Origin of the sequence: Streptomyces sp. NPDC060002, from assembly GCF_042737245.1 — a bacterium.
GTDB lineage: Bacteria > Actinomycetota > Actinomycetes > Streptomycetales > Streptomycetaceae > Streptomyces.
In genome coordinates, this window is the sequence record NZ_JBHWUW010000027.1 from 15,115 (window position 1) to 40,405 (window position 25,291).

Below are 25,291 nucleotides of genomic sequence, written 5' to 3' on the forward strand. Positions count from 1 at the left end.
TCCGTGCGGCTCAGCTCGCCCTTCTCCTGGGCATGAACGTGAACACCGCGCCGCCCAGCAGGATCGCCGTGCCCGCCACCAGGCCCAGCGCCTTCAGGGCGCCGTGGTCGCCGGAGCCCGTCTCGGCGAGGCCGCCGCTCGTCGACGTGGACCCGCCCGAGGACGACGAGGAGCCGCTGCCGCCGGACGCGCCGCTCGCCTGTTCCGAGGTGTCCAGGGTGAGGGAGACCGCCGTGCTGTCCGGAGTGCAGGTGGTGGTCGTGCCCATGGCCTCGATGACGAGGACGCCCGGGGAGAGCGTGGACTCACCGGTCGCGCCGGGCTTGTAGACGCCCGTGAGGTCCGGGATCTCGATCGGGTCGTTCTGCGGGATCGGCGCGGAGTTCAGCGGGCCCTCCACCGTCACCGAGCCCTCGTCCGCGCCGCCCAGCACGATCTGCATGGTCGGCTTCACCTTGCCGGCCGGGATGTCGATCGGGCTGTCCATGACCGACTTCTTGAACTGCACGGTGAGGTCGTAACTCCCGCCGTTCTTCTTGGCGTTGATCTGGATCGGCGAGGTCGCCCGCTTCTCGCCGATCGGCGACTGGCAGGTGTAGGGGATGTCGACGACCTTGCCGGTGAAGTCGGTCTGGCCGTCGCCGCCGCTCTCGGACGCCGAAGGGGAGGTGCTGGGCGTCCCGGACGCGCTCGCCGAGGGTGACGGGCTCTGGCTCTGCGAGGGGTCCGGGGACGTACTCGGCGAGGCCGAGCCCGAGCCGGAACCCGAACTGCCCTCCCCCGCCGTCACGGTGATGGTCGCCGCCGGCTGCACGGCCTCCGTCGGCGCGCACTTGGTGTCCGTGGACAGCGCGTTGACGACGTACGCGTCCGGGGTCAGCGTCACCTGTCCGGCCGCCGTCAGCTTCAGCGTGCCCTTCATGCCGGACAGCGTCATCGCGCCGCCCTTGGGGATCGCCGGGTTCTCGCGCGGCCCCTGCATCGCGATGTCGGCGCTCTGCGCGCCGGCCGCCAGGAGGGTGCCGGACGGCTGGACCGAGTTGGCGGGCAGGTCGATGATGTCGGGGTTCTTCGACGCGGCCTGGGTGAACTTCCAGACGACGTCGACGGTGTCGCCGACCTTCGCCGTCGCGGGCGCCGTGATCTCGACCTTGGTGGTGCCGTTGACGTCGGGCAGGCCGATGCCCGAGGGCGGGACGCACTTGGTGGCGTAGGCCACCTCGGCGGCCTGCGCCTGCCCGGCGCTCACGCCCAGCAGGACGGCCGCCCCGGTGATCAGGACGGCGGCGCCCGCCGCTGCCGCTCTCTTCCGCGCGGGCGCACGGTCAGGTGATACGGCTCTCTCACTCACGTGGATCCCTTCCTGCCGGGAGTCGTGGGACTCGTCGGATGGTCTTCGTGCGGTGCGGAGAGCCGGCCCGCCGGGCCCGGACCGGTGTCCGGGGTGAACCACGGCAGGGTCGCGTTCGGGGTGGGGGGCGCGGGCCTCGGGGGCGCGATCGCCGTCCTGCGCCTGCGTCCGTGCCCGGGGGCGGGCGGGGGCCGTCGGGCGGCATGGCGCGGGCGTACCCGGTCCACCACCGCCATCCCGATACGGAACACCGCCGCCGGCACCACCACGCAGAGCAGGATCCAGAACAGGGTCACGCCCCAGGGGCGGCCCACCCCCCACGGCTGTTCGGCGAGGACCTTCCCGCTGTACTTCAGGGAGACGGTGTAGTCGCCGTGCGCGCCGGCGGTCAGTTCGACGGGGAGTTCGACGCGGGCCTTCTCGCCGGGACGGAGCGTGCCGTGCCACTGCCGCTCGTCCCACTGCGGGGAGAACACCCCGTGGGCGGTGCCTACCTGGAAGACGGGGTTCTCGACGGCCGCGGTGCCCACGTTGCCGACGGTGAAGGCGAGGGTGCGGGAGGGCGGCGCCCCGAACCAGGTCAGCAGAGAGCCGGAGCCGTCGAGCCGGGTGTCGGTGAGCACGGAGAGGCGTCCGCCCGTCGTCTGCGCGGGAAGCGGTTCGACCGGGTGCCCGGCCACCTGGAACACCGCGTCGGCCTGCGCCTTCGCTCCGGTCGCGGTGGCCACGTGCACCACGCAGGGGCACGGCACCGGCGGGTCGGCCACCGGCAGCGCCCGGCTGAAGCGGCCGTCGGCGTCGGTGGTGACGGCCCGTCCGTCGGCGTTGGCACAGGAGTTGGTGCCGCCGACCACGCCCCGGGCCGGGGTCGCCTGCCCGCAGACCAGCAGCATCAGCAGCGTGCGCGACCGCCAGCCGGTGCCGCTGACGGTGATCGAACCCCCCGTTCCCGCCTGCGACGAGGAGAGGGTGACGGCCGGCTTGCCCTCCGCGGCGGCGGCCGTGCCGGCCGACGGCAGCGAGAGCGGGAGCAGTAGCAGGAGTAGGACTGGGAGTAGGGCCGGTACCAGCGCCGGGATCCGGGGCCTGCCTCTCATGTCGGTGCTCCCCTTTCCACGGTCCGGGCCACGGCCGTTCGGCGTCCGCGTCGTCGTACGGCCACCGCGGCCGCCGCGACCGACAGCGCACCGGCCGCCGTGCCCGCCGCCGTGCCCCACGGCACGAACCGCGCCGACGCCCGCCCCGTGGCCCGCGCCGCGCCCGGCGCGGTCACCGTGAGGCGGACGGTGACGGCGTCCAGGGCCGGGCGGTCGGGCCACGGTTCGTCGAGCGCGAGGCGGCGGCCCGGGGGCAGCCGGACGGGCAGGGTGCGCGGGGCGCGGTCCAGGACGGCGCCGAGGACGCCGTCCGCGTGCACGGCGAGCCGTGGGACGAGGGCCGTGGTGCCGCGGTTGACCAGCTCGTACGTGATGCGGTCGCCGCGCACGGCCACGTGCTCGACGGTCAGCGCGGCCAGCTCCGGGCCGCCGACCCGGATCAGCAGCCGGACAGTGGACTCCCGGCCGGTGGAGTCCCGTGCGAGGAGTTCGCCGGCGCGGTCGCCGGGCGGCGCGTCCGCCGGGACCGTCACCGTGAAGGGCACCTCGGCGCGGGTGCGGGGGGGAATGCCGAGGGCCGGTTCGGCGAAGGCGACCCGAAGGCCGTCGCCGGTGGCGCGCAGCCGTACGGTGAGCGGCTGCGCGCCCCGGTTGGTCACGGCGAGCGTGTCCTGGAGCACCGCCCCGGGCGGGCCTTCCGCGTAGAAGGACGGCCGTCCCCCACCGGAGGGCGCGACCGACCAGCCGCCGGGGGTGGCCGGGGTGGCCGCGAGCAGCAGCGGCAGCGACAGGGGCAGCAGCAGGGCACGGGCGGCGGCGTACGGCATCGGCGGCTCCAGCACTCGTACGAGGAGGACGGTCAGCGGTGGACGCGTGCCGTCCGGCCCCGCCGGGACAGCCACAGGGTGCCGGCCGCGCCCGCGAGCAGCACCGTGCCGCCGAGGGTGCCGAGGGCGATGGCCGAGTCCTCGGGGCCGGTCTGCGGGAGGTCGCCGCCGGAGCCGCCGCCACTCGTGGTGCCGCCGCTCGTGCCGCTCCCGCCGCCGGACGCGGTCACGTCGAGGGTCAGCGAGGGGGCTGCGTTGTTCGTGGGCGTGCAGGTGGTGGTCGTACCGAGCGCCTTGATGGTGAGCACGCCGGCCGTGAAGGTGACCTTGCCGGTCTTCTTCGGGGTGTACGTGCCGCTCAGGTCGTTGATCTTGATGGGGGTGTTCTCGGGGATCGCGGCCTGGTTGGCGGGGCCGGTGACCGCGAGGGTGCCGCTGTCGGCGCCGCCCAGCTCGATCGTGGCGCTCGGCTTCATGGAGCCCGCGCCGAGTTCCACGGGACTGGAGGAGACGCCCTTCTGCCAGGACATGGTGATCTTGTAGCCGCTGCCGCTCCTGACGCCCTTGATGTCGATGGGCGATACGGCGCTCTTGTCGCCGATGGGCGTCTTGCAGGCGTAGTTGACGTTCACGACCTCGGCCATGGCCGCGGGGGCGGCCATCCACACCGCCGAGCCGGCCAGGGCCGCGGCAGTCGCGAGCGCGGCGGTTCGTTTCCGGTTCGACACGGTCCCGTCCCCTCACTCCCACCGCCCCGCCCTTACTGACGAGGCATCAGATTGAGCCGTCAAGGTACGCCCGGGGCGATGAGGAGGGAAGAGAACGTACGCGCCGGAGTTGTGGCGATCCGGCGCGCGGGTTCAGGGGTGCTCGAGGACGTCCGGGACCGCCCGGCGCCCGCGGCACCGCCCGAACGCCGACCGCCCCGCCGGGACACCAGAGCCGCCGCGGAAGGGCCGGCGGCGGCCGTCCGGGGCAGGTCCCGAGGCGTCGGGGGTTCTGCGCGTACCCGCGATTTCCCGCCGTCCGGAGATCCGCTCGGCCCGCGCACCCCGGGCTGCCGTGCTCCGTCGGCGCGTTGCGGGCAGGGCGCGGGGCGCACCGGAGCGCCGGAAACGGGGCGGGCCCGGGCGGGGCGGGGGCGCACCGGGGCGCCGGAAGCGGAGCGGGCCCGGGCAGGGCGCGGGGCGCACCGGGGCGCCGGAAACGGGGCGGGGGCGCACCGGGGCGCCGGAAGCGGGGCCCGGGCGGGACGCAAGCCGCCCGGACCCCGGGCGGTCAGGCCGGGGCGCCCAGTTCCGCCCAGACCGTTTTGCCCGTGACGTCCGGGGTCCGCACGACGCCCCAGTCCAGGCAGAGCCGCTGGACGATGAACATGCCGTGGCCGCCGGGGCGGCCCGCGCGGTGCGGGGTGCGGGGGGCGGGCTGGCCCGCGCCGCGGTCCGAGACCTCGACACGGATCACCTTGTTGTCACAGCTGAGGACCATCCCCTGCGGCCCCTCGGCGTGCAGGCACGCGTTGGTGACCAGCTCGGAGACGACCAGCAGTACGTCCTCCGCGGCGGCCCGCCGGTCGGCGGTGTCCGCGGGCAGCCAGGCCCACGCGTAGAGCGCCTGGCGGGCGAAGTCGCGGGCGAGCGGGACGACCCCGCTGGCGCCGTCGAAGCTCAGCCGGCGTACCTGGCGGCCGCCCGGCGAGCCGGACGTCACGGTCGCCGCGCCCCCTTCGGACACCGCGGCTCCCGGTGCGCCCCCCTCGGACACCCCAGGAGCGTCGCGGGGCTCCGGGCCGCGGTCGCCCGGCGAACAAGGCCGGGTGGTGCTCATCAGCGCTTCACCTCACCGATTCCCCGATTCACCGGTTCACCATTCACAGGTCGGATCACTACAGGTCCGTACGCGGACGGACGGCGTTCGCGTCGGCATTGCCGCCGACATGTTCGGACTCAGGATGTCTCCTGCCCGAGAGAGCCGCAGGAACACCCCCCGTTCGCGTCCGTTCACACTCGTTGCCGGCGGACGGCGAAGCTCAGCCGTCCGCTTCACGCTGGCCGTGCCCGTCGCTCAGGGCCGCCTCGACCGTGGCGTGCACGGTGAACACCGCGTCCGCGCCGGTGATCTCGAAGACCCGCGCCACCACGGGCAGCATGCCCGCCAGATGGACTCCGCCGCCGGCCGCCTCCGCCTTCAGGCGGGCGCCGAGCAGCACGTTGAGCCCGGTGGAGTCGCAGAACTCCAGACGCGTGCAGTCCACCACGAGGCGACTGGTCCCCTTGGAGAGGCAGTCCTCGAGTGGCTCACGCAACAGATCGGCGGTGTGGTGATCCAACTCACCCGCCGGGGTCACCACGGCGCTGGAGCCCTCTTGCCGCACCTCGACCAGAAGCCGGCCAGACTGTGCGCTGCCGACCGTCCCGCGGTCCATGCCGTCTCTTCTCCTGAGGTCGTTGACTGGTTGCTGACGCCCTCGCACCCTACGCCCTCGGCCCGCACCTCAACACCCGAACAATCACACACAAACGGACATAGACGTACAAAATGCACTTGCGGCGGGGCAAGTAAAGCGGGTAGGGCTAGGAGAAGCACGTAACCGACACGGCCGGCTTCGGAGGCGCCGCACACCGCAGTGCACTCACTGGCTTCGGCGGCCATACGCCGAGAACGATGGAGGACTTCATGTCACCCCGGCTCGACGCACCGCCTACCCGCGGAGCGACGTCGACACCCCCTCCGGAACAAGAACATCTGAAACCCATCGCACAGAGCGCGGCACCGGACGTCGACCCCACCGACGCCCTCGCCGGACTTCCGGAGATCCCCCCGTACGACGAGGTCGGAGCCGTCGACGCGCGGGCCCTGTCCAAGACCCTGTTCGCGCGGCTCGAGTCCCTCGAGGAGGGCACGTACGAGTACTCGTACGTCCGCAACACCCTCGTCGAGCTGAACCTCGCCCTGGTCAAGTTCGCCGCCTCCCGGTTCCGCTCCCGCAGTGAGCCGATGGAGGACATCATCCAGGTCGGCACCATCGGCCTGATCAAGGCGATCAACCGCTTCGAGCTGTCGCGCGGCGTCGAGTTCCCGACCTTCGCGATGCCAACCATCATCGGCGAGATCAAGCGCTTCTTCCGCGACACGTCCTGGTCGGTGCGCGTCCCGCGCCGGCTCCAGGAGCTCCGGCTCGACCTGGCCAGAGCGGGCGACGAACTGGCCCAGAAGCTCGACCGGGCGCCCACCGTCGTGGAGCTGGCCGAGCGTCTCGGGATCTCCAACGAGGAGGTCGTCGAGGGCATGGCCGCGTCCAACGCGTACACGGCCTCGTCGCTGGACGCGCAGCCGGAGGAGGACGACTCGGAAGGCGCCCTCGCCGACCGCCTCGGCTACGAGGACCACGGACTCGAAGGCATCGAGTACGTGGAGTCGCTGAAGCCGCTGATCGCCGAACTCCCGTCCCGCGACCGGCAGATACTGTCCCTCCGCTTCGTCGCCGGCCTGACCCAGTCGGAGATCGGCGAGGAACTCGGCATCTCGCAGATGCACGTGTCGCGACTGCTGTCGCGGACCCTGGTGCGACTGCGGAAGGGGCTGACGGTCGAGGAGTGACCCGTCCCGTCCGTGTCCGGGCGCTCTCCCGGACACGGACGCCGCCGTCACCCCGGCCGCCCAGCCCCTCTTGTCACCCCCGGAAACCTCCCCACGGAACCCCCTGGGCCACTAGGGTCACCTCCACCACAGACTGACCGGTACGTCAGCAACCGGACGCGCAGCGCGTCCGGCGAGGAGGCGACCCCCATGGCCCGTGCCGACGACGACGGTGACGGCGACGACCTGAGCGCCGGCGGTTCCGACGCGTACCTCACCGACCGGCTCCGCGCCGCCCCCGCCACCGCGTACCCGGCGCTGCGCGCACTGCGCGCCCGCCACCACCCCGCCGTCCTGGCCTACGCCCGCCGCTGCACGACCGGCGAACCGGCGGCGCGGCGTCTCGCGGCCGAGGCGTTCACCCTCGCCGCCCGCGAGACGGCCCGCGGCAACGACCCCGGCGGATCCTGGCGGCACCGACTCCTGCTGCTGGCCGGGCGGGTGGCCGCCCACTGGGCCCGCGACGACCGGGCCGGCGGCCTGGACGCGGGACTGCTCCTCGTCCTCAACACGGCAGGCCCCGGCGGCCCGGTGCCGCCCCTGCTCGCCGCGTTCCGTTCCCTGCCCTCCCGCACGCAGGGCCTCGTCTGGTACGGCGTCGTGGAACGCGAGCCCGCCGAACGGACGGCCGCGCTGCTCGGCCTGACCCCAGAAGACGTCACGTACGGCACGGGCCCCGCCCTCCACCTCCTGGCCCAGGCCTGCCTCCGGCACCGGCTCGCCGCCTCCGACGATCCGCGCTGCGGGGACTTCCGCCGGCTGATCGAGCAGTCCGTACGTCCGGACGGGCCGCGGCACAGCCCCGACCTCGAAGCCCACATGGCGCACTGCACGCACTGCGCGACCGCCCACGAGGAGCAGTGCGCGCTGCGCGACGATCCTCGCGGGGTGCTGGCGGAGGGGTTGCTGGTGTGGGGCGGGTCGGCGTACGTGAGGGACGACCGGCAGCCGTCCGGCGGCCGGGGACCGGCGGCCGCGAGACGACCGTCGCGGCGCGTGGCGCTGGCCTCGGCCGCGTTGGGCGTGGCGGTGGTGCCGTTGGCGGTGGCGCTGCTGCTGACCTCGGGGGACTCGCGGGATGCGGCGGGCGCGGTCGTCACCGGCCCCTCGACGCTCCCGCCGGTGACCGTGACGGCGACGGTCTCCGCGCCGCCCGCCGCCTCCCCCGTCTCCCCCTCGCCTTCCCCGACGCCGAGTTCGTCCCCCTCCCGCACGAGCGCCCCGCCGGAGCCGAAGCCCACGCCGGCACCGACCCGCGCGCCCGGCGGGACGTACGCCCAGGTCGTGAACGCGGCCACCGGACGCTGTCTGGAGGTGGCGGGCGACTTCGACAACGGCACGGACGTGGTCACGGTCCCGTGTACCGCCTCGCCCAGCCAGCGGTGGCGGGTGGACACGGCGCGCGGGGTGCTGCAGTCGTACGCCGACCAGGACTTCTGTCTGGACAGCAGGGGGTCGGTGGAGAAGGGCGTGGGGGTGTGGGAGTGCGCCTCGGCGGAGGGCGATCACGGGGCGAACCTGCGGTTCACGGTGGACGGCGACGGGACCGTCCGCCCGGCGATCGCGATCCTGACGGCGTTGACGGCGGACGCGGGCGGCGGGGTGTCACTGGAACCGCTGGACGAGGACGGCGACCAGCTGTGGCGGGCAGGGGCGGCCTGAGCACAGGACGCGGTGTCCGGTGCCTGGTGGTGTCCGGCGCCTGGCGCCTGGTGCCTGGCGCCTGGCGCCTGGTGCCTGGTGCCTGGTGCCTGGTGCCTGGTGTCCTCATGGTGAAAACCCGCTGGCCGGATTCCCGCCGGTGACTACTCTGGCCCAGCCCTCTGACCAGCAGAGCCGCTGGGCCAGCCACGTCATCTGCTCATGAGGAGCCCCATGCCCGACTCCCCTGCCTCCACATCGGCCTCCCCCGCCTCCCCCGGCGCACCTGCCGGCCCCTCCGCACTCGGGCGGCTCGCCGATGTGCCCGTGCTGCTCGTCGCCGTCGTCTGGGGTTCCAGCTATCTCGCCGCCAAGGGCGTCACCACGGCGGACACCGTGCCGGCCGTGCTGGTGCTGCGGTTCGCCGTGGTGCTGCCGGTGCTGGTGGTCGTGGGGTGGCGGCGGCTGCGCGCGCTGAGCGGGCCGCAGTGGCGCGGGGCCGGGGTCCTGGGGCTGATCCTGGCCGGGATCTTCCTGCTGGAGACCTACGGCGTGGTGCACACCTCCGCGACCAACGCCGGGCTGATCATCAGCCTGACCATGGTGTTCACGCCGCTCGCGGAGAGCCGGGTGCGCGGGGTGCGGCTGCCGGGGGCGTTCCTGGCGGCGGCGGGGCTCTCGGTGCTCGGCGTGGCGCTGCTGACGCAGGGCGCCGGGTTCACCGCTCCGTCCGGGGGCGATCTGCTGATGCTGGGGGCCGCCGTCGCCCGTACCGTGCACGTGCTGGCCATGGCGCGCATGGACTCGGTGCGCGGCGCCGACGCGCTGTCGCTGACGACGGTCCAACTGGGCTCCGCGGTGGCCGTGTTCGCGGTGCTGGTGGCGCTTCCGGGGGCGGGCGCCTCGCCGTGGGCGGCCGCGGCGGACTTCGACGGCGGCGACTGGCTCGGGCTGGTCTACCTCTCCGTGTTCTGCACGCTGTTCGCGTTCTTCGTCCAGATGTGGGCGGTCCGCCGTACGTCGCCGTCCCGGGTCAGCCTGCTGCTGGGCACCGAGCCGGTGTGGGCGGCGGCCGTGGGCATCGCACTGGCCGGGGACCGGCCGGGGTGGCTCGGTTTCGTGGGCGCGGTGCTCGTGCTCCTCGGCACCGGATGGGGCCGGTCGGTGGCGGACCGGGGACCGAAGGCGGCTCCGGATCAGACGACCCGCACGCCGCGCCGCCACACCCCCGAGACGAGCGGCACGCCGGGCCGGTAGGCCAGGTGGACGTGGCTCGGGGCGTCCAGAAGGGTCAGGTCGGCAAAGGCCCCGGGGGTCACGCGTCCCACGTCCGTGCGGCGCAGGGCCGCGGCGCCGCCCGCCGTCGCCGACCACACCGCCTCGTCCGGTGTCATCCGCATGTCCCGCACCGCGAGCGCGATGCAGAACGGCACGGACGAGGTGAACGACGAGCCGGGGTTGCAGTCCGTGGAGAGGGCGACGGTGACACCCGCGTCCAGCAGCCGGCGGGCGTTCGGCCACTCGGCCCGGGTGGAGAACTCCGCGCCTGGCAGCAGCGTGGCCACCGTGGCGCCGCTCGCGAGAGCGTCCACGTCCGCGTCCGTGAGGTGGGTGCAGTGGTCGGCGCTGGCCGCGTCCAGTTCGACCGCCAGCTGGACGCCGGGCCCGTAGGAGAGCTGGTTGGCGTGGATGCGCGGGTGCAGCCCCTTCGCCTTGCCGGCGGTGAGGATCGCGCGGGCCTGGTCGCCGTCGAAGGCGCCCTTCTCGCAGAAGACGTCGATCCAGCGGGCGTGCGGGGCGCAGGCGTCGAGCATCTCGCCGGTGACCAGGGCGACGTAACCGGCCGGGTCGTCGGCGTAGTCGGGGGAGACGATGTGCGCGCCGAGGTAGGTGACCTCGTCGGTGTGGGCGGCGGCGAGGCGCAGGGCGCGGGCCTCGTCGGCGACCGTCAGGCCGTAGCCCGACTTGGTCTCGAAGGTCGTGGTGCCCTGGCGGAGGGCCTCGGAGAGGAAACGGGTGAGGTTCGCCTCCAGTTCCCCGTCGGTGGCCGCCCGGGTGGCCGCCACCGTCGTGCGGATGCCGCCCGCCGTGTAACCGCGGCCCGACATCCGGGCGTTGAACTCCTCGGTGCGGTCGCCCGCGAAGACCAGGTGGGAGTGGGAGTCGACGAAGCCCGGGAGGACCGCCCGGCCGCCGGCGTCGACCCGGTTGTCAGTGGCGGGTGCTTTGCTTGATTCACCGGTCCACACGACGCGGTCGCCCTCGATGACGACGGCCGCGTCCCGGACCAGCCCGAGCCGGGAGTTTGCCCCACTCTCGAATTTGCTCGAGCGGGGGGACCCCCATCCGAGGGAGGGATCGTTGGTGACGAGCGTGGCGATGTTCGTGATGACGGTGGTCGTGCCGGTCGTGCCGGTGCTGCTGCTCATCGTCGTGTCCTCGTGGGGGCGGGAGCCGGTGGTGGTCGCTAGGCGTGCAGGGCTGCCACGGCCCGCGCGAGGGCCTGCGGCACATCCGGTACGAGCGTGTGCGCCCCGTCGCGTACGACGTGACGCCCGGCGACGACCGTGTGCCGTACGTCCGCCGCGGTCGCCGCGAATACGGCCGTCTCGGCGCCGAGCCTGGGCACCGGGCCCGCCGTCCTGACCGAGTCGAGCGCGATCGTCGTGAAGTCGGCGGCCGCGCCGGTCTCCAGGGTGCCCGCGTCCGGGTTGCCGAGAGCCGCGTGGCCGTCGGCGGAGGCGGCGCGCAGCAGGGCTGCGGCCGTCCAGTGACCCCTGGTGCGGGTGCGCAGCCGCTCGTTCAGCTCCATCGCGCGGGCCTCTTCGAGCAGGTCGATGACGGCGTGGCTGTCGGAGCCGAGGGAGAGCGGTGAGCCCGCGGCCTGGAGGGCGACGGCCGGGCCGATGCCGTCGGCGAGGTCCCGTTCGGTCGTCGGGCACATGCAGGTGCCGGTGGAGGAGCGGCCGAGGAGGGCGATGTCCTCGTCGGTGAGATGGGTGTTGTGGACGCCGGTGGTGCGCGGCCCGAGGACCCCGTGCTCGGCGAGGAGCTGGGTGGGCGTGCGGCCGTGGGCCGCGCGGCAGGCGTCGTTCTCCGCGGTCTGCTCGGACAGGTGCACGTGCAGCGGCGCCCGGCGCTCCTCGGCCCAGCGCGCCACGGTCGCCAGTTGCCCGGCGGGCACGGCCCGTACGGAGTGGATCGCCGCCCCGATCCTCGCGTGATCCCGTTCCTTGAGAAGTGAACAGCGTTCGGCCCAGGCGTCCGCGTCGCCGTCGGAGAAGCGGAGCTGATGGGCGTTGGGGGGCTGTCCGAAGCCGGCGGACAGGTAGGCGGTGTCGAGGAGGGTGATCCGGACACCGGCTTCGGCGGCGGCCTCGATCAGGGCCTCGCCCATGGCGTTGGGGTCGGCGTAGGGAGTGCCGCCGGGGGCGTGGTGCAGGTAGTGGAACTCGCCGACGGCCGTGATGCCGGCCAGCGCCATCTCGGCGTACACGGCGCGGGCCAGCTGGTGATAGGTCTCGGGGGTGAGCCGGTCGGCGACCGAGTACATGACCTCGCGCCAGGTCCAGAAGGTGCCGGAGCCGACCTGGACGGTGCCGCGAAGCGCACGGTGGAAGGCGTGGCTGTGGGCGTTCGCCAGGCCGGGGAGGGTGAGGCCGCGCAGGATCTCGGCACCGGGCGGCGGGGTGTCGACGCCCGTCCGGACGGCGGTGATCCGGCCGCCCGGACCCGCGGCGGAGCCGCTGGTCGACACCGTGAGGGCGACGCCCGGCTCGACGTTCGTGTCGAGCCAGGCGTGCTCCAGCCAGTACGTCCGTGTCCGCTGCGTGGGGGTCACCGGCAGGCCAGTCCTTCCAGTACGTCGGCGAGGGCGTGCACCCCGGCCACGCAGTCGTCCTCGGCGGCGAACTCGGCCGGGGAGTGCGAGACGCCCGTGGGGTTGCGCACGAACAGCATGGCGGTCGGGATGGTCCCGGAGAGGATTCCGGCGTCGTGTCCGGCGCCGGTGCCCAGGACGGGGACCTTGAGGTCCGTGTCGCCGCCGAGGATGCGGGCGAGTTCGTCGCGCAGGGCGTGGTCGAACTCGACGACGGGTGTGAACGACTCACGGACGACGTCCAGGTCGATGCCGTGGCCCTCGGCGTACTCGCGGGCGGCCTTCTCCACACCGCCGACCACGGTGTCGAGGGTGGCCTGGTCGGCGGCGCGGGAGTCGAGCCAGCCGCGCACCAGGGAGGGGATGGCGTTGACGCCGTTCGGCTCGACGGAGATCTTGCCGAACGTGGCGACGGCGCCCGCGAGTTCGGCCTCGCGGCGGGCGGCGAGGACCGTTTCGGCGTACGGCAGCATCGGGTCGCGCCGGTCCACGAGGCGGGTGGTGCCGGCGTGGTTGGCCTCGCCCCGGAAGTCGAACCGCCAGCGTCCGTGCGGCCAGATGGCGCTGGCCAGGCCGACCCGGTCCCCGCTCAGGTCGAGGGCGCGCCCCTGCTCCACGTGCAGCTCCACGAAGGCGCCGATACGGGCGAGCCGCTCCGGGTCCGCGCCGATGGCGTCGGGGTCGTGGCCGGCGGCCTCCATGGCCTGCGGGAGGCTGATCCCGTCGCCGTCGGTGAGCCGGCGGGCCTGCTCCACGGTGAGCCGGCCCGCGGTGAGCCGGGAGCCGACGCAGGCGAGCCCGAAGCGGGCGCCCTCCTCGTCACCGAAGTTGACGAGGGCGAGCGGCTTGGTGAACGTGACGTCCCGCGCGCGGAGTTCGTCGAGGGCGGCGAAGGAGGACACCACGCCCAGGGGCCCGTCGAAGGCGCCGCCGTCCGGCACCGAGTCGAGATGCGACCCGGTGACGACGGCGTCGCCGGCCGTCGGGTCCCCGAGCCACGCCCACTGGTTGCCGTTGCGGTCGGCCTCGTACGTCAGGCCGCGTGTCTCGGCCTGGTCCCTGAACCAGGCCCGGCAGTCGGTGTCGGCGGCGGTCCAGGCGTAGCGGCGGTAGCCGCGGGATTCGGAGTGCCGGCCGATGGGCGCCAGCTCACGCCACATTTCCTGGAAGGAGGCACGGGCCGCCACCGGCTGTGAGCGGTCGTTCCGCAGGGCGGAACCGGTGGGCGCAGCCGAACCCGCGGTCGGCGGCGAGAGCTCGGCCCCCGCCGGACCGTTGCCGCCCCGCTCGTCTCCCGGAAGGGTCACGCGTCGTCACCTTCACGCATGGGCACCCGCACGCCCCGCTCGTCCGCGACCGACTCCGCGATGTCGTACCCGGCGTCCACGTGCCGGATGACGCCCATGCCGGGGTCGTTGGTGAGGACGCGGCGGATCTTCTCGCCGGCCAGCTTGGTGCCGTCGGCCACGGACACCTGGCCGGCGTGGATGGAGCGGCCCATGCCGACGCCGCCGCCGTGGTGGATGGAGACCCAGGACGCGCCCGAGGCCACGTTGACCATGGCGTTCAGCAGGGGCCAGTCGGCGATCGCGTCGGAGCCGTCGAGCATGGCCTCGGTCTCGCGGTACGGGGAGGCGACGGAACCGCAGTCGAGGTGGTCGCGGCCGATGGCCAGCGGGGCCGCCAGCTCGCCCGAGGCCACCATGTCGTTGAAGCGCTCGCCGGCCTTGTCGCGCTCGCCGTAGCCGAGCCAGCAGATACGGGCGGGCAGGCCCTGGAAGTGGACGCGCTCACCGGCCAGCTTGATCCAGCGGGCCAGGGACTCGTTCTCCGGGAAGAGTTCGAGCATCGCCCTGTCGGTCTTGGCGATGTCGGCCGGGTCGCCGGAGAGCGCCGCCCAGCGGAAGGGGCCCTTGCCCTCGCAGAACAGCGGGCGGATATAGGCGGGGACGAAGCCGGGGAAGGCGAACGCCCGCTCGTACCCGGCGAGTTGGGCCTCGCCGCGGATGGAGTTGCCGTAGTCGAAGACCTCGGCGCCGGCGTCCAGGAAGCCGACCATCGCCTCGACGTGCTTCGCCATCGACTCGCGGGCCCGGGTGGTGAAGCCGGCCGGGTCCTTCTCGGCGGCGTCGGCCATGTCCTCGAAGGCGATCCCGGTCGGCAGGTAGGCGAGCGGGTCGTGGGCGGAGGTCTGGTCGGTGACGATGTCGATGGGGGCGCCCATGGCGAGCAGCTGCGGGAGGAGCTCGGCGGCGTTGCCGAGGACGCCGATGGAGAGCGGCTTGCGCTGGTCGCGGGCCTCGACGGCCAGCTGGAGCGCGTGGTCCAGGCTGTCGGCCCTGACGTCCAGGTAGCGGTGCTCGATGCGGCGCTCGATGGCGCGCGGGTCGCAGTCGATGCAGATGGCCACGCCGTCGTTCATCGTCACGGCGAGGGGCTGGGCGCCGCCCATGCCGCCGAGGCCGGCGGTGAGGGTGATCGTGCCGGCGAGGGTGCCGGCGAACTTCTTCGCGGCGACGGCGGCGAAGGTCTCGTAGGTGCCCTGGAGGATGCCCTGGGTGCCGATGTAGATCCAGGAACCGGCGGTCATCTGGCCGTACATGGTCAGGCCCAGCTGCTCCAGCCGGCGGAACTCCTCCCAGTTGGCCCAGTCGCCGACGAGGTTGGAGTTGGCGATGAGGACGCGCGGGGCCCACTCGTGGGTCTGCATGACGCCGACCGGGCGGCCGGACTGCACGAGCATGGTCTCGTCCTGCTTGAGGGTCCTGAGCGTGCGGACCATCGCGTCGAAGGAGCGCCAGTCGCGGGCCGCCTTGCCCGTGCCGCCGTAGACGACGAGCTTGTCGGGGTGTTCGGCGACCTCGGGGTCGAGGTTGTTCTGGAGCATCCGCAGGGCGGCTTCCTGCTGCCATCCCAGGGCGCTCAGTTCCGTACCGCGTGGCGCTCGTACGGGGCGGGGTCCTGACATGGTCTGCCTCCTTGCGGATGGGTGATCCCGGCGGGTGTTGCTGTTGTTATTCACATCCTGACTCGATGAATAGGACTAGTCAATACATCGGGGCCGCAGCGCGCCCCGGCGCGGCGAAAGCCATGAGGACAGGAATGAGGGGGCGCGCGCCTTCGCGTTCACCACCCCGCACGGAAGCGCGCTCCGTTGACGCGCGCCGGTGGGCCGGTGTTGAACGGTGGAGAAGGGGCGCATGGGGCGCCGATTCGGCCCGAAACGGGGTCAGTCGACCCACGTTAGCCGCCCCGCCGCATGTTCCGCTGGAAAATGCCAGAAGACTCACCCCTCCTCGCCTACGTTGCGTAGCTTCTTCATCACTCAGCCGAACCGAAGGCGGGAGGGGAGCCCAACGGTGCCCGGAATCGACGAGTGTCTACTGGAGGCCATGCGGCTGCCCGGTGCCCGGGGCGCCGCGCTGGTCGACTGGACGAGCGGGCTGGCCCTGGGCTCGGTCGGGGAGTTCCCCGGCGGCGACCACGAGGCGGCGGCGGCCGAGGCCGCCGAGGTGGCCCGGCTCACCGCGGAGCAGCGGGCGTTCGCGCCCGACGGCTACGACAGCCAGGACGGCCAAGGGGGCGGCGGCGGGGCCGCCGATCCTCCGGTCGAGGACCTGATCATCAGCAACCGGGACAGCTACCACGTGCTCCGCTTCGTACCGACGTCCTTCGACAGCAGCGTGTTCCTGCACGTGTGGCTGGCCCGGCCGGACGGCAACCTCGCGCTGGCCCGGATCCGGCTGGGCGAGATGGCCGGACGGCTGGTGCTGGGGTGACCGCGGTGAGAACGCCCCCGCAGGGGACGACCCCGCCGCCCCGGCTGCCCGTGCGGGAGAAGACCGCGGCCCGGGAGCGCGGCAGCGGGCTGTCGCCGATGCTGACCCGGCTCGCGGCGGAACGGGCGACCGGTGTCCTGGAGCGCGAGCGCGGCTCGCTCTACCTCGCCGAGGGCCGTGTGGTGCACGCCGAGAGCCCCCTCGCCCCGGGCCTCGACGTGCTCCTCCTGGCCCACGGCACCCTGGCCCCCGACGTCTGGCAGGACGCGGTGGACCGGGCCGACGAGGAGTACGGCGTCGCCCGGCTGCTGCTCGACGCCGGCCGTGTCCCGCGCGGCGCGCTGGAACTGTGCCACCTGGAGGCGGTGTACGACGCGGCGTACTTCGCACTCACCCCCAGCAGCACCCCGGGCCACTTCCGGTACGGCGCCGGGCACCGGCTGGGCACGCTCCGGCCGGTCCCGGTCGAGGCGGTCGAGCGCGAGACGCTGCGCCGCCGCGAGCTGCTGCACCGGCTGTGGCCGGACCCGTTGACCGACGGGGCGCCGCTGCGCCGGGCCGAGACCGTCGCGGCGCCCGCGCCGACCGCCCGGCAGAGCGCGGTGCTGGCCTCGGTGGACGGTGTGCGCACCGCGTCGGACATAGCCCGGGAGCTGGGCCGGCAGGCCTTCCACACCCTGGTGGACGTCCGGCGGCTGGCGGCGGCCGGCCTGCTGACCGCGCTCTTCCCGCCGCCCCGGCCGCACCGCCCGCAGCCGGCCGCGCCCCCGCTCCGATCCAGGCCGGCGGCCGCGACTCCCGCCGCAGGTCCCGTCGCCCCCGACCCCGACCCGCCACCGGGCATCACCCTGCCCCGTGTCAACGACCCCGACATCACTCTGCTGAAAAGGCTCAGGGATGCGCTGGAGGCCCTTTGAACGGCAGCGACCGCGCGCCGAGAGGAGCGAGCTGATGGTGTCCGAGCCGGAAATACTCGACGAACTCCGGCGACTGCGGGCCCGGGTGCCCCAGTTGACCGGTGCCCTGACGGCCGGCGTGGACGGTCTCGTCCTCGCCCACGACACGCCCGGTGTGGAGCCGGAGGTGGTGGCCGCGCTGACCGCCGCCGCCCTCGGCGTCGCGGTGCGGATGGCGGACACGACCGGCCAGGGCGACTTCCGCGAGCTGCTCGTGCGCGGGGTCTACGGCTACGTCGCGACCTATGCGGCCGGTGAGAGCGCCGTGCTGACCCTGCTCGCGCAGGACCGCGTCAACGTCGGCCGGCTGCATCTGGAGGGCCGCCGGGCCGGGGCCCGCATCGGGGAGCTCGTCGACGCGTGGGAGGCGAAGGCGCGGGAGGCGCAGGCCGCCGCCCCGGAACCGGCCAGGGCGCCGGCGAAGACTCCCCCGAAGGCGCCCGTACGGACGCCCGCCAAGCCACCCATCGTACGGACCAGATCGGCGCGCGGATCGGCGACCACCAACGCGCGCACCACCACGGAAAGTTGAGAAGGAACCGAGGAGCACTGTCATGGCCAACACCGAAACCACACTGAAAGAGTGTCTCGCCTCCATCGAGGGCGCGACCGGAGTGGCGCTCGTCGACTACACCAGCGGCATGGCGCTGGGCACCATGGGCGGCAGCAAGACGTTCGACCTGAACGTCGCCGCCGCCGGCAACACCGACGTGGTGCGCGCCAAGATGCGCACCATGGAGCACCTCGGGCTCAAGGGCCAGATCGAGGACATCCTGATCACGCTGAACGACCAGTACCACCTGATCCGGCTGATCAGCGGCCGCGGCGGCAACGGGCTCTTCATGTACCTGGTCCTGGACGCCAAGCGGGCCAACCTGGCGATGGCCCGCCACCAGTTGAAGAGGATCGAGGAGGACCTCGAGGTATAGCCGGTCCGGCCGGACCGTGGCTAGACCAGCGCCGCGGTGCGGCGGCGTGACCCGCCCGGGGCCGCGTCGCCCGCCGCGATGCCGGTGCTGCGGTACGCCTTGACGGCCTTGCCCGCGGGGCGTCCGCCGCGCCGGTCCAGCCAGTCGACGCGCACCCACAGCAGCGCGTCGTCGGCCCGCTCGCGCCGCCCGAGCCAGGCGGCCTTCAGCCGCAGCCCCGTCCCCCAGCCGGCGAGCAGCAGGCCGGCGGCCGCGGGCACCACGAAGGAACTGCCGAGCGCGGCCACGAAGGCGAGCAGCAGCCACCAGCGGTGACCGCGCCGCCAGGTGCGGACGGTCACCGCCCGGTCCTGGAGCACGTCCTGCTTGCCGGCCCGGGCGGCGCAGCGGCCGAGGCCGGTGAGCCGCCTGCGGCCGCGCCACGCCGCCACGGCGACGGCGATGACGAAGAGCGCGGCCCCGGCCAGCACCCCGATCCGTCGTCCGGTGAGGCCGGGCACCAGGACCCCGACCCCGGCCGCGAACACTCCGCACCACCACAACGGCGCGGCTCCGGCCCGTACGACGACGGCCACCCGAGCCAGCCCCTGCCCTCCGCGCGCCACGTCCGCCTCCTGGTCTCTCCGGCTCAGTCTCGTGACCGCTCAGACTAGTGAGCGAACGTGAGACGAGTCTGAGAGAACGCGGCGGAAACGACGGAGAACACGGTGGAGAGACAGGGGCGGGTTCTACTCCACGAAGAGCCCCCGCGCCGCCGCCCGCGCGTCGAACTCCTCCAGCCGGGCCTGCGCGTCGGGCAGGTCGTCGCACATCGCCTCCAGCAGCACCCGGCCGAGCAGCATCGGCGCGCACGCCGTGTCGAAGGCGAGACCGGTGCCGACGGCGGCCGGCAGCAGCAGGTCGGAGACCTTGGCGACGGGCGCGAACGCGGAGTCGGCGACCGTCACCACGCTCAGCCCCGCCTTCCGGGCGTAGGCGAGGGTGTCGACGACCTCGCGCGGATGCCGGGGCAGCGCGAAGCAGAGCAGGGCCGAGGCGCCCGCCCGGACGGCCGCGTCGATCCGGTCGTGGATCATCGTGCCGCCCTCGTTCAGCAGCCGTACGTCCGGATGGACCTTGGCGGCGAAGTAGGCGAACCCGTACGCCTGGGAGGCGGCGGCACGCAGTCCGAGCACGGGGAGCGGGCGGGAGGCCGCCAGCAGCCGGCCCGCCCGCTGCACCGGCCGGGGATCGGCGAGCAGTTCGGCGAGGTGCCTCAGGTTCTCGATCTCGGCCTCGACGGCCTGCTGGTACTCGTTGTACGAGGCCGGCCCGGCCGTCTGTTCGGCGGGGGTGACCTCGCGCAGGTGCTTGCGCAGGGCGGGGTAGCCGTCGAAGCCGAGCGCGACCGCGAAGCGGGTCACCGACGGCTGGCTGACACCCGCGAGTTCGGCCAGCTCCACGCTGGACAGGAACGGCACGTCGGCGGCGCGCCGCACCATGCTGTGCGCGATGCGCCGCTGGGTAGGCGTCAGCCGGTGCCCCTCGAAGAGCGCCTGCAGCCGAGCGGCGGGACTGTCCGGCACACCGGCACCCGGCGCCCCTGGCCCCGAGCCCCCCGGACCCGGCGCCTGCGGACCCGATCCTCCGGGACCCGACACCCCGGGATCCGGCACTCCCTCACCGGTCTCCGTCTTCGCGCTCATGCCCCGCTCCCCCTCCAGATCTCCGTGAACCGGTCCAGCAGCCCCGCCGCCGCCCGCACGTCGTCCGTGAGCGGCCGGTCGGCCTGTTCCGCGTCGAGCACCGCTTCGGCCATCTCCAGCGCCCGGCCCGCCACGAGCCCCGGCTCGGGCCGCAGCTCGCGCTGGCGCAGCGCCCGTACGGCGGCGACGAGTTCGCAGCCGACGACGAGACGGTACGCGGCACAGGCGCGCAGTGTCTGCCGGGCGGCGAGCGAGGCGAAACTGGCCTGTTCCTCGACGCCTCGGGAGAGTACAGCGTGGCCGAGGGAGGCGGGGGCCGAGAAGGCCCGCAGGTCACCGAGGGCGGCAGCGGCGGCGTACTCCAGGATCATCACGCCGGAGGAGGCGGGTTCGGGGTCGGCGAGGAAGGGGCGCAGCCGGGTGTAGGCCGGTTCGTTCAGGGTCGACAGGCGGGAGGTGGACAGCCGGGCCACCTGGGTCAGCGCCAGCCTGAAGTGGTCCAGGGCGAGGGCGAGTTGGGCCTGGTAGAAGCCGCCGTGGTGGTAGGCGGCCATGTCCTCGGGGGAGATGAGCGGGTTCTCGGCGGCCGCGTTGATCTCGATGCCGACCACTTCCTCCAGGGCGTCGGCGGCGTCGTGCGCGGGGCCGTGGATCTGGGGCAGGCAGCGGAAGCCGTAGGGGTCCTGGATCCTGCCGAGGGGTGGCGTGGGCCGGTCCTGCGCGCCGATCAGCTCCCGCATCCGGCGGGCGACCTCGACGGAGCCGCGGTGCGGGCGGGCGGCGTGCACGGGGGCGGCGTACGCCTCGTGCGAGCCGTCGACGGCGAGCAGGGAGAGCGCGGCGACGACCTGGGTGGCCTCCAGGAGTCCGCGCAGTTCGTGCAGGGCGAGGGCGGACTGGCCGAGGGTGAGGGCGTTGCTGCTGATGAGCGCGAGGGCGTCGTTGTTGTCGAGCTGCTGCGGTTCGGGGGCTCCGGTGCCGCGCCACGGGTGCTCCCCCACCAGCGCGAGCCCGACCTGTGCCAGCGCCGCCAGGTCCCCGGTCCCCACCGAGCCGAACTCGTTGACGACCGGATACGCCCCGCTCTCCAGCGCCTCGCACAGCGCCGTGACGACGCCGGGCCTGAGGCCGGCGCCGCCGGCGAGCAGTTGGTTGGCGCGGACGGCGAGCATGGCCCGGACCTGTCGGGCGGGCAGCTCCTCGCCGATGGCGCCGGCGTGGCTGCGCAGCAGGCGCAGACCGTGCTCGGCGGCCGCCTCGGTGGGCACGTCCTCGTTCCGGTTGGCGCCGACCCCGGTGGAGCGGCCGTAGACGCGACCGGTGGCGGCGATCCGTCGGGCGGCGTCCCAGGACTCGGTCATCCGCTTCGTCGCCTCGGTGCCGGGAACCGGGCGGGCGGCCCGGTCGGCGAGGCGCGCGACGTCCGCGACGCCGAGAGCGATCCCGTCGAGGACGACGAGACCGGAGCCGACCCCGGAAGGGGCCTCCACCATCCGAGACGGCATAAGGCCACGAACTCCCATCGATCCGGATACTCGATCTCGCCTGCCGGTCATCCGTCACCTCGGATCACCACCGAACCGTGCACGAGCTATTCACCTACCGAGAACTCTGCATGACGATATACAACCGGGCAAGGGACAACTCGTGATCCCGTCCGACGCGGTCCACAAGCGCTTCCCCAACGGCACGGACGGCAGTCCGGGAGAACGCGTACGCGAAGCAGCACGGGCTGACGAAGCAGGCCCGCCCCACCGCGGACAGGGGGGCTATCCCCAGTGCGGCGGGCGTCCCCGCTCCCTAGCCTGGTCGCATGACGGGATGGGAGACCACCATGGAAGCGCGGGACACGGACCTCAAGAAGGACCTCGACGCCACCCTTCAGACCCGCAGGGAGCTGGGCGAGGAGTACGAGTCCGCGCTGGTGGACTCGTTCCTGGAGAAGGTCGACCAGCGCATCGACGGCGCGGTGGAGCGCCGGGTGCGGCGGCAGTTCGCGGAGCAGCAGATGGTGGCGGCCCGGGACACCCGCTCGCCCAGGGCGACGGACTCGTGGGGTGAACGCTTCGGCTTCGGCATCGTCTCGCTGGTGCTGGCGATCCCGCTGTCCGCGATCGGCGCGGGCACCGCGCACCTGCCCGGCCTGATCGTCTCCTGGGTGGGCATCGTCGGCGTCAACGTGGTCCAGGCCGCCCGCTCCCACCCCGGTCTCTTCGGCACCCGTCGCCGCTCCTCGAAGGACGGCGACTGGGAGGAGTGACCCGGGCCGGGGCCGGGGTTCACGCCTGCCGGGTCGGCAGCACCATGATCTGCCGCAGGTTGACGTGCCGGGGGCGGCTGGTCGCGTAGGCGACGACGTCGGCACCCGGTCGCGGGCCTGCTGACCTTCCCGTACGAGACGCCGGCGGTCTCGGCGGACCCGGACCGGTCGCTGCTGGTCTACACCCCGCAAGCGGGCTCCGAGACGGAGGAGCGGCTGCGGTTCCTGGGCAGCTGGAAAGCGACGGCGGTACGGACAACGCCTTGAGGCCTGTCCGGTGGACAGGCCTCAAGGGCGGAAGCTTGCGCGGGGACCGCCGCACCCCCGTTGCCGGGGGGCGGGACGACGGCGGTCCCCGCGAGGGACGCGGGCCGGGTCAGGCCGGGCTTGCGCGTCCATGGCGTCGGTGGAGGTCCGGGAGCCGCTCCGGAGGTCCGTGACGCCGTTTGGGTGCCGGTGGGGCGGGGAGCCGCTCCCGCCCTGCCGACACCCATGAATATGCCCGACGCGTGTTAACCGGGTGCTGCGTGGACGTGACGCCCTCGTACCACTTCCGCGAAGTCCACCACTTCGGTAGGCAAACGGAAGTTCAGCGCCCAAAGGGACCGTTCACCGGAGGTTTCCCGGAGGTTTCGGCCCCTGCCCCCCGGAAGTCACTTCCCGCCCTTGGCCAGGAAGGCCAGCAGGTCCTGGCGGCTGACGACCCCGGTGGGCTTGCCCTCGACGAGGACCATCGCCGCGTCCGCGGTGCCGAGCACGGACATCAGGTCGCCGACCGGCTCACCGGAGCCGACCTGCGGCAGCGGGGCGGACATGTGCTTCTCCAGCGGGTCGTCGAGGGAGGCCCGCTGGGTGAACAGCGCGTCCAGCAGCTCCCGTTCCACGACCGACCCGACGACCTCGGCGGCCATGACGTCCGGGTGACCGGCGCCGGGCTTCACGATCGGCATCTGGGAGACGCCGTACTCGCGCAGCACCTCGATGGCCTCGCCGACGGTCTCGTCCGGGTGCATGTGGACGAGGGAGGGGATGGCGCCGTGCACCTTGTCGTTGAGGACGTCCGCGACACGGGCGCTGGGGCCCTCGTCCTCGAGGAAGCCGTAGTCGGCCATCCACTCGTCGTTGAAGATCTTCGAGAGGTACCCGCGACCGCTGTCGGGCAGCAGGACGACCACGACGTCGTCCGGCCCGAGCCGCTCGGCGACGCGCAGGGCGGCCACCACGGCCATCCCGCAGGAGCCGCCGACCAGCAGCCCCTCCTCCTTCGCGAGCCGCCGGGTCATCTGGAAGGAGTCCTTGTCGGACACCGCGACGATCTCGTCGGCGACGGTCCGGTCGTAGGCGGTCGGCCAGAAGTCCTCGCCGACGCCCTCGACGAGGTAGGGCCGCCCGGACCCGCCGGAGTACACGGACCCCTCGGGGTCGGCGCCGACGACCTGGACCCGGCCCTCGCTGGCGTCCTTCAGGTAGCGCCCGGTCCCGGAGATGGTGCCACCGGTGCCGACGCCGGCGACGAAGTGGGTGATCCGCCCCTCCGTCTGCTCCCACAGCTCAGGGCCGGTGGAGTGGTAGTGGGAGAGCGGGTTGTTCGCGTTGGAGTACTGGTCCGGCTTCCACGCGCCCGGCGTCTCCCGCACCAGCCGGTCGGAGACGTTGTAGTAGGAGTCCGGGTGCTCGGGGTCCACGGCGGTGGGGCACACGACGACCTCGGCGCCGTACGCCCGCAGCACGTTGATCTTGTCGGTGCTCACCTTGTCGGGGCACACGAAGATGCACTTGTACCCCTTCTGCTGCGCCACGATGGCCAGCCCGACCCCGGTGTTTCCGCTGGTCGGCTCGACGATCGTGCCGCCGGGCAGGAGCTCCCCGCTCTTCTCCGCCGCCTCGATCATGCGCAGGGCGATGCGGTCCTTCACGGAACCGCCCGGGTTGAAGTACTCCACCTTGGCCAGGACGGTCGCCTGGATGCCCTTGGTCACGCTGTTGAGCTTCACCAGCGGGGTGTTGCCGACGAGGCTGATCATCGAGTCGTGGAATTGCACCGTTGTCTCCGGTTGCTTGCAAAAACAGTGGTCGTAGTGGTTACGCCAGGGTACGGCCCGGGCGGGGGCCGGGCGGCAGGTTCACTCCTGGTGGAGATTGGGCCACGGTCCGTACGGGGCAAGGAGAGGGTGTACGGACACGAGGAGGTGGCGTCGAGGCATGACGAGCATGTCGAGGGCGAGAGTGGCCCGGCGCATCGCGGCCGGCGCGGCCTATGGCGGCGGCGGCATCGGACTGGCCGGGGCGGCGGCGGTCGGGCTGGTGCTGGCGGAGATGCATCTGGCGCGGCGCCAGGTGAACAACGGGACGCATCCGCACGTCCCCCAGGCGGAGGGCCGCTACGGCCTCGCCTACGACGCGCCCGGACCCGGCAAGGAACCCCTGCGCCTGACGATGCTGGGCGACTCCACGGCGGCCGGCCAGGGCGTCCACCGCTCCGGGCAGACCCCGGGCGCACTGCTGGCCGCGGGCCTGGCGGCGGTCGCAGAACGCCCCGTGCAACTGCGCAACGTGGCGCTCCCGGGCGCCCAGTCCGACGATCTCGACCGCCAGGTCGCGCTGGTGCTCGGCGACTCCGATCAGGTGCCCGACGTCTGCGTGATCATGATCGGCGCGAACGACGTGACCCACCGGATGCCGGCCACCCGCTCGGTCCGCCACCTGTCCTCGGCGGTACGGCGGCTGCGCACGGCCGGCACCGAGGTCGTCGTCGGCACCTGCCCCGACCTGGGCACGATCGAGCCGGTCCAGCAGCCGCTGCGCTGGCTGGCCCGCCGGGCCTCACGCCAGCTCGCGGCCGCCCAGACGATCGGCGCCGTCGAGCAAGGCGGCCGCACGGTCTCCCTGGGCGACCTGCTGGGCCCCGAGTTCGAGGCCAACCCGGGCGAGCTGTTCGGCCCCGACCACTACCACCCCTCGGCGGAGGGGTACGCGACGGCGGCGATGGCACTCCTCCCCACGGTCTGCGCGGCCCTAGGCCTGTGGCCGGCGGAGGAGGACCGCCCGGACGTCTCCCGCCGCGAGGGTTTCCTGCCGGTGGCCCGAGCAGCGGCGGAAGCGGCCTCGGAGGCCGGCACGGAGGTCACGGCAGCGATGCCGACGGGCCCCCGAGGCCCCTGGGCCCTTCTCAAGCGCCGCCGCAGGCGGCGGGTGCCGGAAACGGAACCGACGTCCCCCATCAGCCCTTCCGGCGTGTGAGGACGGG

At 73.5% G+C, this 25,291-nt stretch carries 24 protein-coding genes and 1 pseudogene; 10 read left to right on the forward strand and 15 right to left on the reverse strand.

What is annotated here, in order from left to right:
- Positions 1 to 10 precede the first annotated feature (10 nt).
- The 6 genes from ACFWBD_RS23290 to ACFWBD_RS23315 form a co-directional block, all read right to left on the reverse strand.
- Positions 11 to 1,279, reverse strand: a complete 1,269-nt coding sequence (locus ACFWBD_RS23290; protein ID WP_385670060.1) for a hypothetical protein — start codon at positions 1,277 to 1,279, stop codon at positions 11 to 13.
- A gap of 68 nt (positions 1,280 to 1,347) precedes the next feature.
- Positions 1,348 to 2,448 (reverse strand): hypothetical protein, encoded by a 1,101-nt coding sequence (locus ACFWBD_RS23295; RefSeq protein ID WP_385669865.1) that lies wholly within the window; start codon positions 2,446 to 2,448, stop codon positions 1,348 to 1,350.
- Positions 2,445 to 3,275 (reverse strand): hypothetical protein, encoded by an 831-nt coding sequence (locus ACFWBD_RS23300; RefSeq protein WP_385669867.1) that lies wholly within the window; start codon positions 3,273 to 3,275, stop codon positions 2,445 to 2,447. The genes ACFWBD_RS23295 and ACFWBD_RS23300 overlap by 4 nt, the downstream gene beginning before the upstream one ends.
- Before the next feature lie 32 nt (positions 3,276 to 3,307).
- A complete protein-coding gene (locus ACFWBD_RS23305; protein ID WP_385669869.1) occupies positions 3,308 to 4,003 on the reverse strand; it encodes an LPXTG cell wall anchor domain-containing protein in 696 nt (231 codons plus the stop codon).
- Positions 4,004 to 4,553: 550 nt separating this feature from the next.
- Positions 4,554 to 5,102 (reverse strand): ATP-binding protein, encoded by a 549-nt coding sequence (locus ACFWBD_RS23310; RefSeq protein WP_385669871.1) that lies wholly within the window; start codon positions 5,100 to 5,102, stop codon positions 4,554 to 4,556.
- A 202-nt stretch (positions 5,103 to 5,304) separates the two neighbouring features.
- A complete protein-coding gene (locus tag ACFWBD_RS23315; RefSeq protein WP_385669874.1) occupies positions 5,305 to 5,700 on the reverse strand; it encodes an STAS domain-containing protein in 396 nt (131 codons plus the stop codon).
- A 251-nt stretch (positions 5,701 to 5,951) separates the two neighbouring features.
- Here ACFWBD_RS23315 and ACFWBD_RS23320 point away from each other — a divergent pair, with 251 nt between their 5' ends.
- The 3 genes from ACFWBD_RS23320 (at position 5,952) to ACFWBD_RS23330 (ending at position 9,812) form a co-directional block, all read left to right on the forward strand.
- Positions 5,952 to 6,875 carry an RNA polymerase sigma factor SigF gene (locus ACFWBD_RS23320; RefSeq protein ID WP_385669877.1) on the forward strand — a complete coding sequence of 308 codons (924 nt, stop codon included), beginning with the start codon at positions 5,952 to 5,954 and terminating at the stop codon, positions 6,873 to 6,875.
- A 189-nt stretch (positions 6,876 to 7,064) separates the two neighbouring features.
- The gene (locus ACFWBD_RS23325; protein WP_385669879.1) at positions 7,065 to 8,576 is read left to right on the forward strand and encodes a ricin-type beta-trefoil lectin domain protein; all 1,512 of its coding nucleotides are present in this window, start codon (positions 7,065 to 7,067) and stop codon (positions 8,574 to 8,576) included.
- Between the two features lie 213 nt (positions 8,577 to 8,789).
- A complete protein-coding gene (locus tag ACFWBD_RS23330; protein ID WP_385669882.1) occupies positions 8,790 to 9,812 on the forward strand; it encodes a DMT family transporter in 1,023 nt (340 codons plus the stop codon).
- Here ACFWBD_RS23330 and hutI read toward each other — a convergent pair.
- From hutI to hutU, 4 genes are all read right to left on the reverse strand, one after another.
- The gene (hutI, locus tag ACFWBD_RS23335) at positions 9,752 to 10,984 is read right to left on the reverse strand and encodes an imidazolonepropionase (protein ID WP_385669885.1); all 1,233 of its coding nucleotides are present in this window, start codon (positions 10,982 to 10,984) and stop codon (positions 9,752 to 9,754) included. The two genes, ACFWBD_RS23330 and hutI, sit on opposite strands and share 61 nt — an antisense overlap.
- A gap of 38 nt (positions 10,985 to 11,022) precedes the next feature.
- Entirely contained in the window at positions 11,023 to 12,396 is a 1,374-nt protein-coding gene (locus ACFWBD_RS23340) for a formimidoylglutamate deiminase (RefSeq protein WP_385669888.1), read from the reverse strand.
- Positions 12,393 to 13,595 (reverse strand): allantoate amidohydrolase, encoded by a 1,203-nt coding sequence (locus ACFWBD_RS23345; RefSeq protein ID WP_385670063.1) that lies wholly within the window; start codon positions 13,593 to 13,595, stop codon positions 12,393 to 12,395. Before ACFWBD_RS23345 ends, ACFWBD_RS23340 begins: the two co-directional genes overlap by 4 nt.
- Before the next feature lie 143 nt (positions 13,596 to 13,738).
- The gene (gene hutU, locus ACFWBD_RS23350; RefSeq protein ID WP_385669891.1) at positions 13,739 to 15,403 is read right to left on the reverse strand and encodes a urocanate hydratase; all 1,665 of its coding nucleotides are present in this window, start codon (positions 15,401 to 15,403) and stop codon (positions 13,739 to 13,741) included.
- A gap of 391 nt (positions 15,404 to 15,794) precedes the next feature.
- Here hutU and ACFWBD_RS23355 point away from each other — a divergent pair, with 391 nt between their 5' ends.
- From ACFWBD_RS23355 to ACFWBD_RS23370, 4 genes are read left to right on the forward strand one after another with little or no spacing between them, the layout of a single operon-like run.
- Entirely contained in the window at positions 15,795 to 16,214 is a 420-nt protein-coding gene (locus ACFWBD_RS23355; RefSeq protein WP_385669894.1) for a hypothetical protein, read from the forward strand.
- A complete protein-coding gene (locus ACFWBD_RS23360) occupies positions 16,211 to 17,131 on the forward strand; it encodes a transcriptional regulator (protein WP_385669897.1) in 921 nt (306 codons plus the stop codon). Before ACFWBD_RS23355 ends, ACFWBD_RS23360 begins: the two co-directional genes overlap by 4 nt.
- A 34-nt stretch (positions 17,132 to 17,165) precedes the next feature.
- Positions 17,166 to 17,702: a roadblock/LC7 domain-containing protein gene (locus ACFWBD_RS23365; protein ID WP_385669899.1), complete on the forward strand. Its 537-nt coding sequence runs from the start codon at positions 17,166 to 17,168 to the stop codon at positions 17,700 to 17,702.
- A gap of 22 nt (positions 17,703 to 17,724) precedes the next feature.
- Complete coding sequence (locus ACFWBD_RS23370) at positions 17,725 to 18,099, forward strand: hypothetical protein (RefSeq protein WP_385274487.1); 375 nt, start codon at positions 17,725 to 17,727, stop codon at positions 18,097 to 18,099.
- A 20-nt stretch (positions 18,100 to 18,119) separates the two neighbouring features.
- Here the strand turns inward: ACFWBD_RS23370 and ACFWBD_RS23375 are convergent, their stop codons facing one another.
- From ACFWBD_RS23375 to ACFWBD_RS23385, 3 genes are all read right to left on the reverse strand, one after another.
- On the reverse strand, positions 18,120 to 18,704 hold the full coding sequence (locus tag ACFWBD_RS23375; protein WP_385669902.1) for a hypothetical protein: 585 nt from the start codon (positions 18,702 to 18,704) through the stop codon (positions 18,120 to 18,122).
- A gap of 123 nt (positions 18,705 to 18,827) precedes the next feature.
- A complete protein-coding gene (locus ACFWBD_RS23380; protein ID WP_385669905.1) occupies positions 18,828 to 19,784 on the reverse strand; it encodes a MurR/RpiR family transcriptional regulator in 957 nt (318 codons plus the stop codon).
- On the reverse strand, positions 19,781 to 21,289 hold the full coding sequence (locus ACFWBD_RS23385) for an aromatic amino acid ammonia-lyase (protein ID WP_385669908.1): 1,509 nt from the start codon (positions 21,287 to 21,289) through the stop codon (positions 19,781 to 19,783). Before ACFWBD_RS23385 ends, ACFWBD_RS23380 begins: the two co-directional genes overlap by 4 nt.
- Before the next feature lie 329 nt (positions 21,290 to 21,618).
- Here ACFWBD_RS23385 and ACFWBD_RS23390 point away from each other — a divergent pair, with 329 nt between their 5' ends.
- The gene (locus ACFWBD_RS23390) at positions 21,619 to 22,044 is read left to right on the forward strand and encodes a hypothetical protein (protein ID WP_385670066.1); all 426 of its coding nucleotides are present in this window, start codon (positions 21,619 to 21,621) and stop codon (positions 22,042 to 22,044) included.
- A gap of 19 nt (positions 22,045 to 22,063) precedes the next feature.
- Here ACFWBD_RS23390 and ACFWBD_RS23395 read toward each other — a convergent pair.
- Positions 22,064 to 22,147, reverse strand: a pseudogene (locus tag ACFWBD_RS23395) (short-chain dehydrogenase); the annotation flags it as partial.
- Between the two features lie 17 nt (positions 22,148 to 22,164).
- Between ACFWBD_RS23395 and ACFWBD_RS23400 the strand changes: the two are divergent.
- Positions 22,165 to 22,311 carry a hypothetical protein gene (locus ACFWBD_RS23400; RefSeq protein ID WP_385670069.1) on the forward strand — a complete coding sequence of 49 codons (147 nt, stop codon included), beginning with the start codon at positions 22,165 to 22,167 and terminating at the stop codon, positions 22,309 to 22,311.
- A 386-nt stretch (positions 22,312 to 22,697) separates the two neighbouring features.
- Here ACFWBD_RS23400 and ACFWBD_RS23405 read toward each other — a convergent pair whose 3' ends face one another.
- Positions 22,698 to 24,086, reverse strand: coding sequence for a cystathionine beta-synthase (locus ACFWBD_RS23405; RefSeq protein ID WP_385669911.1), 1,389 nt, complete (start codon positions 24,084 to 24,086; stop codon positions 22,698 to 22,700).
- Positions 24,087 to 24,246: 160 nt separating this feature from the next.
- Between ACFWBD_RS23405 and ACFWBD_RS23410 the strand changes: the two genes are divergently transcribed.
- A complete protein-coding gene (locus ACFWBD_RS23410; protein ID WP_385669914.1) occupies positions 24,247 to 25,284 on the forward strand; it encodes an SGNH/GDSL hydrolase family protein in 1,038 nt (345 codons plus the stop codon).
- The last annotated feature ends 7 nt before the right edge of the window (positions 25,285 to 25,291 follow it).

Bases quoted from the DNA above. Each gene is read 5' to 3' on its own strand.
- ACFWBD_RS23295 (WP_385669865.1), bottom strand. From the start codon at position 2,448: ATGAGAGGCAGGCCCCGGATCCCGGCGCTGGTACCGGCCCTACTCCCA.
- ACFWBD_RS23300 (WP_385669867.1), bottom strand. From the start codon at position 3,275: ATGCCGTACGCCGCCGCCCGTGCCCTGCTGCTGCCCCTGTCGCTGCCG.
- ACFWBD_RS23310 (WP_385669871.1), bottom strand. From the start codon at position 5,102: ATGAGCACCACCCGGCCTTGTTCGCCGGGCGACCGCGGCCCGGAGCCC.
- ACFWBD_RS23315 (WP_385669874.1), bottom strand. From the start codon at position 5,700: ATGGACCGCGGGACGGTCGGCAGCGCACAGTCTGGCCGGCTTCTGGTC.
- ACFWBD_RS23320 (WP_385669877.1), top strand. From the start codon at position 5,952: ATGTCACCCCGGCTCGACGCACCGCCTACCCGCGGAGCGACGTCGACA.
- ACFWBD_RS23325 (WP_385669879.1), top strand. From the start codon at position 7,065: ATGGCCCGTGCCGACGACGACGGTGACGGCGACGACCTGAGCGCCGGC.
- ACFWBD_RS23330 (WP_385669882.1), top strand. From the start codon at position 8,790: ATGCCCGACTCCCCTGCCTCCACATCGGCCTCCCCCGCCTCCCCCGGC.
- hutI (WP_385669885.1), bottom strand. From the start codon at position 10,984: ATGAGCAGCAGCACCGGCACGACCGGCACGACCACCGTCATCACGAAC.
- ACFWBD_RS23345 (WP_385670063.1), bottom strand. From the start codon at position 13,595: ATGTGGCGTGAGCTGGCGCCCATCGGCCGGCACTCCGAATCCCGCGGC.
- hutU (WP_385669891.1), bottom strand. From the start codon at position 15,403: ATGTCAGGACCCCGCCCCGTACGAGCGCCACGCGGTACGGAACTGAGC.
- ACFWBD_RS23365 (WP_385669899.1), top strand. From the start codon at position 17,166: ATGGTGTCCGAGCCGGAAATACTCGACGAACTCCGGCGACTGCGGGCC.
- ACFWBD_RS23370 (WP_385274487.1), top strand. From the start codon at position 17,725: ATGGCCAACACCGAAACCACACTGAAAGAGTGTCTCGCCTCCATCGAG.
- ACFWBD_RS23380 (WP_385669905.1), bottom strand. From the start codon at position 19,784: ATGAGCGCGAAGACGGAGACCGGTGAGGGAGTGCCGGATCCCGGGGTG.
- ACFWBD_RS23385 (WP_385669908.1), bottom strand. From the start codon at position 21,289: ATGCCGTCTCGGATGGTGGAGGCCCCTTCCGGGGTCGGCTCCGGTCTC.
- ACFWBD_RS23390 (WP_385670066.1), top strand. From the start codon at position 21,619: ATGGAAGCGCGGGACACGGACCTCAAGAAGGACCTCGACGCCACCCTT.
- ACFWBD_RS23410 (WP_385669914.1), top strand. From the start codon at position 24,247: ATGACGAGCATGTCGAGGGCGAGAGTGGCCCGGCGCATCGCGGCCGGC.